Raw genomic sequence first — 9143 nt, forward strand, 5'->3', positions numbered from 1 at the left:
CAACAAAACACCCTTCGCCACCATTGGGCGGCAACAACCGGCAGCGGCTTCCTACCCGGTGCGATTTAAACAAGCGATATTCCCCTTCCACCTCAGCCACCACCAAATCCGCGTGGCCAAACGAGCGCGCTTCATCCACTACCAGCACATCCCCCTCCATCCATGGCCCGCCCGGTATCGCCTCTTCGCTCACCTCGACTAAAAAATAACTGGGTGAAAACCGCCGTTGATCAAATTCCGCTAACGCTGGATGTTCAACCCTCACCACTGCTGGCCCCAAGTAGTTTACGCGCATGCCCTTGCCCTGAAGTTTTTGATATTACGCGACGTATATTAGTGTTTGCCTGTCGCGCTCCCAGAGCTTAATACTGTATAAAATGACAGCATTACACAATAGGTAAGGCAAATTATGATTGGTTTTGTCGACTCGATAAGCACCGCCAACAGCTCATGGCCACCATAGACGCCAATGAGAAGATGGGAAAGGGAACGGTACGCTTAGGGCTACCAGAAAAGAACGCCCCCTGGCACCTACGCTGCGCGAGCCGAAACCCGCGGTATACGACTAACTGGGATGAGTTGATGGTGGCTTATACGGATGAGGGAGCTGCTAGAATTGGAAGCGCTACATTTTCCAAATTGAGTATAAAGCCAAGTGACCATAAATAAAGTAATTAATATATGACAATATCCTTCGCCGAACTAAAGAAAAAATCTAAAACTTCATCAAAGATATTTTGGTCTACACCTAATAGGCCTGCAGATGAAATCTCAATCTTCCCGTGGCCAAATTTAGTTTTAATGCGAATACGGATATTACTTATTTTATAACTCTTTCTATCTAAAAAATTTTCAATATCTTGGTAGGCATCTCCAGTAGATGAAATCGAAATATCTGCATACGAAGAGCCACTAACCTGAACTCCTTTCGCCCTTACTTTATCAACAGTAAAATGTGTAAACTCTTCAGATAAAGCTGCACTACTAACAAAATTTTCAATCGAAAGCTTCATCTCTCTAAAATAAATTTTATTATTTAACTCTAATGTTAAGAAATTTATCAATGCTTTTAAGCTTCTAGGAGGGTTAAATATCAAAAGCAAATACTCACCCTCTTTACCAAAGTGCTGAATTTGAAATTCATACCGAGGGTATCGAACAACATCAATCTCAGTTTCATTACCGTGAATATCAATAACAGTTTCACGGGCAACAACTTTCTCAACATACACTGCAGACAATGAGGAATCATTGTACTCAACCAAAGTACAATAATTATCCTGAGGGCCAAAGTCAGTCAAGCTAGCAATCTTTTCAACAAAGTGTTTCAAAGATATATCAAGTAGGCACTTAACTACTTTCACCTTGATCATCATCATCTCCTAGCTGCTCGGAATCAGTGTTTGCAATATGCTGTACAGCTAACTGTGCGGCCTTCTCAATTTTAACACCAAGTTTTCTTTCCATTATATCACTAAAACCATTTCTGCTTGAATTATATTCACCGCCTTCTTTGTACTTATAGTATCCTCTCGCCAAGTAAGAAAAACCAGTAAACTCCTCAGCATTCTTAAACTGAGCTTCAAACTCATATATATCAGAATCAAAGCTATTCTCAACAGCTTGCCAAACTATTTTCCAAATATAAAATCCTTTATCATAAAGTCCTTTTATCTCTTCAGAAAGCAAAACTTTCTCGCCTTTCAAAGAAGCTCGGGTAATATGTACGCCAAGATCTAATACTTCTTCCTCAATATCGCTATCTGAATCTTCAAAATCATCACTTTTATTTTTTGGATTATAAATATACACATCTGTAACATCATGATGAGCTAGCCCATCAAGCTGATGAACCAAATGCTCAAAGAACTCAGTACGCTTTTCAGCACTACTAATGCCTTTCATGTTAATACTTTCAATCGACAACTCAACATCATTATTAACTGCTACGGATTCAACCAGAACCTCCTTCACATTTTCGACAGTATCAGTTAAAGGACTTCTTATTAAGAGCTTACCATCTTCAATTTCAAGATCAATAACTCCTTCTCTGTTAACAACCTGACTAAACTCGTTCTTATTAAAATTGGTTATTCTGTAATTCACTAAGACTTCAACTTTATCTCCAATTCTATTTACTTGAGCTGTAGCATCATACTCCTTAATAAGGTCACTTAACTCATGGGCAGCATCTTCTACCTCATCGATTGTAAGCCCTCCCATATCAACATATGAAATTGTTGATTTATCACGACGAGAGCTTGAACCAAGCCTCTTGGCCAAAGCTTGATAGTCATAATAGTCATGTAAAAGTCTTGAAAAGTATCTTGCTAAATCTTCTCTTGAAGCATCTGAAGAAATCACTATCCCCCTAGCTAAAAAAAGTTCTTTCAAATCACTTTTCGTAAGCTTTGACTGATGTAAAGCGTCATAAATAGCTTTATCATTAATGCTATATAGGTTTCCCGAGTTCATTTCTCCCACCCCACATTAATAGTATTAAACACTTTACTCCATGTATCAATTAGCACAAATTCAATATCGTTAAGCAAATTTATTTTATAATCATCGAAACCCCATGCTTGAGAGTATGCAACAATCGCTTTCTCAAAATTTGCTCTTATCTCACTATGTCTTTCAGAACATGCAACTCTAAGTCTTATTTTCTCTCCCCTATCCAAAATCTGAAACCTTGAAATCATGTCGAAGAAATATATAAATTCTCTATGATCGTTACCTGGTCGATTATAATAAATGACATATCCTGAATCATAACATTTCTCTACCACTTTAGTCTGTTCGTTATACTTCATCACCTCATCATGTTTGATTATCAAATAAGGAGCAGTTAGAAGCTCAATTGTTGCAGCACGCGTGTGTGCTTTACCATGAGTTTTATGAAGAGTCAGCTCAGGATAAAAAAATGAATAATTGTCTTGTGGAAAACTCCTATCATGATGCAATCTTTTCACATCGTTGACTACTGTAGTCAAATAATTAATAGCCATTGGATCTAGAATATGGAGGTATTGTTTTTTCTTAATAGGGAGACTATCGGTATTTATAGAAGATGCGTCTTTATCATCTTCATCGGGAGTTATGAAATTATAAAACTTATTATCATATTCTCCATCATGGTTATATACAAAGAGCATACCTCTAACATCTGGCGATGTATTTTCAGACAAAGTGTATCTGCCCTTCCAAACGGGGCTAACACGAGCGCACTCAATCGTATAACCTAAAGATTTAAGAGCACTTCTAACGTTTGATTGCCTTATAGAACCCTTCTTATAACTCTTTAAGTCTGTGTTTAAGAAGACCATTCTGTTTAGGTATGGATCTGAGTATGAAAAAACCACATCCACGGGATGAGTATGGGTTTCATACTTAGAATGATTCAAAGGTTTACAGCATGGAAAATTCTCATCCATCAGATCTGCTTTATCCCACCTAAAGAATGAGAAAAGCTCTTCAGAAACAAACTTTGCCATGATTTCAGTATTACTTGTCTCACCAGCCATTTATGATCCCCATTAATCAGGCCAAGCTAAAATTTTTAATTATGAACTACCTTATCCAAGCTTGACGCCATGCTTGTCAAAAATATCAATTGATTAATTTATTTCCTATAATCAGCTTTAACTGTACAACTGAATTAGGCAATGAAATGTCTGTAACTTAAGAACAAAGCCAATTCACTTCCATGGCATTGTAAAATGAATCAAACCAACACAAAGAACCATTGCAATGCGGGCAAGTTAAGGCATTAGCTGGATATTCAAGTGAGTAATAACTCACTAAACAACCCGCCCGATCCGAATCTCACACCGCCCCAGAATCTCCACATCCCCCATATCCTGCGGCTTGATCATTTCCGGCTGGTAAAGCTCATTATCACTAATCAAATACAGCGCGCCCCCTGCTAAACGCTGCACCCGCTTGATTCGCCTTTCACCACTCACTAACAGTAAAAACACTCCTTCCTGCTTAGGGTCACGATTGCCACGGTTGACCAGCACCCAATCCCCATCGTCCAGAGTACCCAGCATGGAGTCACCGCGCACCTTAACGCCCACGATCTGCGCTGGGTCCAGCCCCTGCTCGGCTAGCTCGCTTTTGGGAAATTGCAGAACGGTTTGAACCGGCTCACCTTCAAAGCTGCGACCTGCACCGGCAGCAGCTTCGATGTCGTACATGGGTATCGGTGTTAACCCTTCAGATAAATCTACTGGCTTTACATTCGATGAAATCGAACGATTCCCTGTAAGCACGTAATGAGTGTTCACACCGACAGCATGCAAAGCCGAAAGGTAATCAGCCTTGGGGCTACGCTTCTCACTTTCATAGAGCATCTGAGTGTTTTTCGTGATGCCTGCGATGTCACCAAGCTCCGTTTGAGAGAAGCCTAGCCTTACCCGCTCTTCACGCAAACGCATCCCTAAAGAACTCATTTAATTTCATTCTCCATTGACAATGAAATCATTTGATTCCATCCTAATAATGTCTTTCACTTCACTACACATCGCAAAGGGAGCCACTGCCATGGTCACCATCATTGCCACAATTTTTGTACCGCCTTCCCCCACCACCCTGTTTCGCGGCGTTGAGGTAGAGCTGGAACGCTGTTCGCCACGTACCCGCCGTGCCATTGAGAAGGCGCTTGCCCAGGGCACCGAGCAGCCCAACCCACTGGCGGCTCTCGAAGCGTTGGAAGAACGCACTACCGCTGAGGCGGTTGGCCAGCTCGCTGCCACGATGCTGACCAACGGCACGCCAGCCGTCGATATCGAAGACGCCCTTTGCGAGCTGCGTACTCACTTGGATGAGCACTGGCTGCAACGCAAATTGGTGCGTCTGTACGAGCGTTGAGCTACTGCGTTCCCAGTCTTTCACTCTCTTACACACTGTTCTGGAAGCCTAACCCATGACCTCGCCCAACACCATTACCCCAAAGCCAATTTATGCCCCCAAGGGGTGTAACTCTCCCATCATGGCCCACGTGACCGAAAGCGAACGCGGCGATATTGAGCGCATTGCCCAGCTTGAAATGCGCACCCTTTCGGCCACGGCCCGCATGTTGATGCTGCGGGGCATCGCCCAGTACGACCAAGACACTCTGAACGCCGAATGACCTGCCTTGCATAAGGATGTTTGCCATGTACCAGGACCCCAAACGTGTGCGCACCCGTTACGCCGCTCTCAATTTGGATCAGTACGAGGCCCAACTGATTGATGCATTGGTGGACTACACCGGCATCGAGCGGGCGTCGCTGCTGCGTCAACTGGTGCTGAAAGAAGCACTGGAGACGCTGGGCGTTGCTGATCTCTCTGTTAGCACTATGCCCCAGCAGGCGTCGTAAACGCAGGCCCTTTTGAGGACCTCAAGGAGCACTGAAGTATGGCTGACCAACCCGCCCGCAGCGATCTACGCCTTCCGCTGGATGACCAGTTAGAGGCCGTGCTGCAGCAGGTATGCGAACAGCAAGATTTTCAACGCCTGGATGACGCCGCCGAGTGGCTACTTCGTCGGCGCTTACGCAAAGGCACCCAAGGACTAACCGGCCGCGGCCGCGCTCTTTACCCCATTGAGAGAAAGAACTGATGACGACTAGCAAACACCGTATTCCTTGCCCGCACTGCAACCAGAACCTGCGCATTCGCAAAAGCCAGGGGCTAACACCGGTGTACAGGGAGGCGATCGTGGAATGCCGCAACGACGACTGTGGCTTTCGGGGTAAGGCTCGGTTCGAGTTGTGTAACACGCTGACGCCCAGCGACATCCCCAACCCAACGGTCGACCTGCCGTTTGCGCCCTCGTTGCTTAGCCAAGCGATCAAGCAGGCGCAAAGGTCATCGTGAACGCCTAAACGGCACCGCTACTTACTGTGACATCAAGGAGGCGAGCGTGAATTTATCGCTGCGCCAAGACATTGTTGCGCGCTTAATCAGCGATTTTGAGGCGATTGAGCGCGGCCCCTACCTGCAACGGGTGCGCTGCCCGGAGTGCGGTAAGCGTGAGGCGTACATCAACGCCGAAGCGCCGTGGATGCTGAAGTGCGGGCGGGAGAACAACTGCGGCGCGCAACTTCATGTTAAGGCGCTGTTTCCTGACCTGTTCCGCTCCTGGAGTGAACGCTACAGCCCCAAGGGTAACGAGAAGCCCACGTCCACCACGCCAGTGGCGGATGGCTACCTACGCGATGGCCGGGGCTTTGAGCTTTCCCGCATTCAGGGCTGGTACACACAAGAAAGCTATTGGAAGCCTGAGATCGGTGGCACCGCCACCGTTCGCTTTCCGCTGCCCGGCGGCGCTTATTGGGAGCGCCTGCTGGATAACCCGGAACGCTTTGGCAAGCAGAAGGCCAACTTTGTAGGGCGCTATAAGGGCCAGTGGTGGTGCCCGCCGGCACTGACGCTGGGCGACCTGGTGGCGGCTGAGGAAGTGTGGGTAGTCGAGGGCATCTTCGATGCCATCGCCCTTTACCATCATGGCATTGCGGCGGTCTCAGCCATGAGCTGCGGTAACTACCCGGATGAGGCGTTAAACGCCCTTTCCGATGCGGCTCATAAGGCCGGCACCTGCCGCCCTGCGCTGGTGTGGGCACTGGATAACAACCGCGCTGGCCATAACGCTACCCACAAACACGTTAAGCGCGCCCGGGCAGCAGGCTGGGAGTGCCACGCCGCTCAGATCCCCAGCGGTGGCCACGATTGGAATGATGCTCACCAGCGCAGTGAGCTAACCGAGAAACACCAGGAAACCTACCGTTACCACGGTGACCTGTTACTGGCCCCCACGGCCATGGCCAAGGCACTGCTGATGTACAAGCGCCGTGAGCAGCGGGAATTCTGGTTCGAGTTCAAACGCCAGCTGTGGTGGTGGAAGCTGGATATGGACGCGTTTGACCGTGCCCTACGCGCCGATGGACTGGATGGTGAAGACCAGCGGCAAATTGACCCGGCCTTGCGCGACGCCGCTTTAGAGCAATCTGGCAGCGTGAAGCGGATCTGCACCTGCTACCCCACGGCGCTTTACTACCAGGCCAACGCGGTCACGGATGAGAGCTGGTACTACTACCGCGTGGAGTTTCCGGACGGTCGCCCGCCAAGCAAGAACACCTTTAGCGGTGGCCAGCTGGCCTCTGCGTCCGAGTATAAAAAGCGCCTGTTGGGCGTGGCCCCGGGCGCGGTGTGGACAGGTACCAGCCAACAGCTGGATAACCTGCTGCAGGATCAGATCGGCAACATCAAAACCGTCGAAACCATCGACTTCATAGGTTACAGCAAGGAACACGGCGCGTATGTGTTCGGCGACCTAGCTGTAGCCGGCGGCAAGGTGGTGCCGATCAACAGCGAGGACTTCTTCGAGCTTGGCCCCCGCCGCCAGTTGAAGACCCTTAGCCAGTCGGTGTCGCTTTCCATCAATGCGGACCGCAAGGCATTCAGCACCGAGTGGACGCGGCAGCTACTGGGCGCCTTTGGCACCAAGGGCGTGGTGGCACTCGGCTACTGGCTAGGCAGCCTGCTGGCCGAGCAGATCCGCGCCGAGATGGGCAGCTTTCCATTTTTGGAGATTGTGGGCGAAGCCGGCGCGGGTAAATCCACGCTGATCGAGTTCCTGTGGAAACTGTGCGGCCGGCGCGACTATGAAGGCTTCGACCCCAGCAAGGCGACCATGCCAGCGCGCTCGCGTAACTTCGCCCAGGTGAGCAACCTGCCAGTGGTGTTGATCGAATCCGACCGCGAGCAGGAAGGCGGCGCCAAGCAGAAGCAGTTCGATTGGGATGAGTTGAAAACCGCCTTTAACGGCCGCTCGATCCGCGCCCGGGGCGTAAAGAACAGCGGTAACGACACTTACGAGCCGCCCTTTCGCGGCAGCATCGTGATCAGCCAGAACGCGCCGGTGCAGGCCGGTGAGGCGATTCAAACGCGTATCTGCCACCTGCACTTTACCCGGGAAGGCCAAAACAAGGAGACCAAGGTACTGGCCGAGGCACTGGAGCGTACCGAGATCGAGCAGGTTAGCCAGTTCAGCCTGCAGGTCGCCCAGCGTGAAGCCGCGTTGATGGCGTTGATCACTCAGCGCGCCCGGCACTATGCCGACCAACTTGCTGATGACCCGGATATTAAAGTGCTGCGTATTGCCAAGTGCCACGGCCAGTTGATGGCCCTGGTGGAGTGCCTGGGGCCGGAAGGGCTGGGCCTGTTTGATGAGCAAACGCTGGATACCGCCCTTGGCCACATAGTGAGCATGGCCCGTGAACGGCAACAATCCATCAATGCTGACCACCCCTTGGTCGCCGAATTCTGGGAGGCCTTTGATTACATCGAGGGCCTACGCGACGACCCGATGCTGAACCACTACGGCAAGGGCAGCGACCTGATCGCGATCAACCTGAAGGACTTCGAGCGCACCTGCGCCGAATACAAGCTGCGCACCCCGGAGGTGCGCGAGCTGAAGCGTTACCTGAAAAGCAGCAAGACCCGCAAATTTATCGATTCCAACCGCACCGTGAACTCCCGCGTCCGCTTACACGGCGGCAGCGTGAAGTGCTGGGTGTTTCAAGCATGAAGGAGCCTGTGATGACTACTAACAATGCAATGCCACTGGTGACCCAACGCCTACGCGAACGTAACCGCCAAGCGCTGGAGGCCATGATTGCTGCCGAAGCCAACGCCGATGATTACCGCACTCAGGTGGCCACTAGCGGCCTGCCTGCGTTGAAACGCCTGGCCCACGTTGGTCTGGGCGATAGCCACCAACCGCAGTACTGCCGCCGCGTGCTGCTGGCCGTTTATAACAGTGCCGCTTGGCCACTGAAGCTCACCAGCCTGCGAGCACTGGATGACGACCTACGCCGCGCCGCCCTAGCTGTGATCGAGTGGTCAGCCGTTAGCGATCGCGAGCTGCACGAATACCTGCCGCATGGCCACCAGCTAATGCAGCGCTTTGCTGCCATCGAACAAAAGGAACAGTAACCATGGCAGATAACGCCGACATAGCCGCCGAGCTCATGGAACGCCGCATGGAGGCCGCGCTCAGCAGTCGCCTTTCTTTACGCATTCCAAACCATGACCCGGACTACGAGGACTGCGGTAACGAGATCCCCAAGCCCCGCCGCGATGCATTACCTTGGGCG

General features: G+C 50.0%; 13 protein-coding genes. 8 read left to right on the forward strand and 5 right to left on the reverse strand.

What is annotated here, in order from left to right; genetic code table 11:
• The coding region (locus ACT3R4_RS17745; RefSeq protein ID WP_496201271.1) for a hypothetical protein at positions 1-295 on the reverse strand (295 nt) is incomplete at its 3' end.
• A 155-nt stretch (positions 296-450) separates the two neighbouring features.
• On the opposite strand from ACT3R4_RS17745, the gene ACT3R4_RS17750 reads away from it, so the two are divergent.
• Positions 451-669, forward strand: a complete 219-nt coding sequence (locus ACT3R4_RS17750) for a DUF4113 domain-containing protein (RefSeq protein ID WP_441680162.1) — start codon at positions 451-453, stop codon at positions 667-669.
• Positions 670-674: 5 nt separating this feature from the next.
• Here the strand turns inward: ACT3R4_RS17750 and ACT3R4_RS17755 are convergent, their stop codons facing one another.
• The 4 genes from ACT3R4_RS17755 to ACT3R4_RS17770 all read right to left on the reverse strand — a co-directional run bounded on the left by ACT3R4_RS17755 (position 675) and on the right by ACT3R4_RS17770 (position 4454).
• A complete protein-coding gene (locus ACT3R4_RS17755; RefSeq protein ID WP_441680160.1) occupies positions 675-1373 on the reverse strand; it encodes a hypothetical protein in 699 nt (232 codons plus the stop codon).
• Positions 1351-2475, reverse strand: a complete 1125-nt coding sequence (locus tag ACT3R4_RS17760; protein WP_441680159.1) for a hypothetical protein — start codon at positions 2473-2475, stop codon at positions 1351-1353. Before ACT3R4_RS17760 ends, ACT3R4_RS17755 begins: the two co-directional genes overlap by 23 nt.
• A complete protein-coding gene (locus tag ACT3R4_RS17765; protein ID WP_441680157.1) occupies positions 2472-3524 on the reverse strand; it encodes a PD-(D/E)XK nuclease domain-containing protein in 1053 nt (350 codons plus the stop codon). The genes ACT3R4_RS17760 and ACT3R4_RS17765 overlap by 4 nt, the downstream gene beginning before the upstream one ends.
• A 276-nt stretch (positions 3525-3800) precedes the next feature.
• Positions 3801-4454 carry an XRE family transcriptional regulator gene (locus ACT3R4_RS17770; RefSeq protein ID WP_441680155.1) on the reverse strand — a complete coding sequence of 218 codons (654 nt, stop codon included), beginning with the start codon at positions 4452-4454 and terminating at the stop codon, positions 3801-3803.
• Between the two features lie 91 nt (positions 4455-4545).
• Here ACT3R4_RS17770 and ACT3R4_RS17775 point away from each other — a divergent pair, with 91 nt between their 5' ends.
• The 7 genes from ACT3R4_RS17775 to ACT3R4_RS17805 are packed head-to-tail and all read left to right on the forward strand — an operon-like array spanning position 4546 to position 8982.
• Positions 4546-4872 (forward strand): hypothetical protein, encoded by a 327-nt coding sequence (locus ACT3R4_RS17775; RefSeq protein ID WP_441680153.1) that lies wholly within the window; start codon positions 4546-4548, stop codon positions 4870-4872.
• A gap of 55 nt (positions 4873-4927) precedes the next feature.
• Complete coding sequence (locus tag ACT3R4_RS17780) at positions 4928-5134, forward strand: hypothetical protein (RefSeq protein ID WP_441680151.1); 207 nt, start codon at positions 4928-4930, stop codon at positions 5132-5134.
• A gap of 25 nt (positions 5135-5159) precedes the next feature.
• Positions 5160-5363, forward strand: coding sequence for a hypothetical protein (locus tag ACT3R4_RS17785; protein WP_159176371.1), 204 nt, complete (start codon positions 5160-5162; stop codon positions 5361-5363).
• Between the two features lie 38 nt (positions 5364-5401).
• A complete protein-coding gene (locus tag ACT3R4_RS17790; protein ID WP_441680147.1) occupies positions 5402-5605 on the forward strand; it encodes a hypothetical protein in 204 nt (67 codons plus the stop codon).
• Positions 5605-5862 (forward strand): ogr/Delta-like zinc finger family protein, encoded by a 258-nt coding sequence (locus ACT3R4_RS17795; protein ID WP_441680146.1) that lies wholly within the window; start codon positions 5605-5607, stop codon positions 5860-5862. Before ACT3R4_RS17790 ends, ACT3R4_RS17795 begins: the two co-directional genes overlap by 1 nt.
• Positions 5863-5908: 46 nt before the next feature.
• Positions 5909-8575: a toprim domain-containing protein gene (locus tag ACT3R4_RS17800; RefSeq protein ID WP_441680145.1), complete on the forward strand. Its 2667-nt coding sequence runs from the start codon at positions 5909-5911 to the stop codon at positions 8573-8575.
• Between the two features lie 11 nt (positions 8576-8586).
• A complete protein-coding gene (locus ACT3R4_RS17805) occupies positions 8587-8982 on the forward strand; it encodes a DUF7673 family protein (RefSeq protein ID WP_441680144.1) in 396 nt (131 codons plus the stop codon).
• Positions 8983-9143 lie beyond the last annotated feature (161 nt).

The sequence above is a fragment of the Halomonas sp. AOP7-E1-9 genome, from assembly GCF_052376035.1.
Classification (GTDB): Bacteria; Pseudomonadota; Gammaproteobacteria; order Pseudomonadales; family Halomonadaceae; genus Vreelandella; species Vreelandella citrativorans.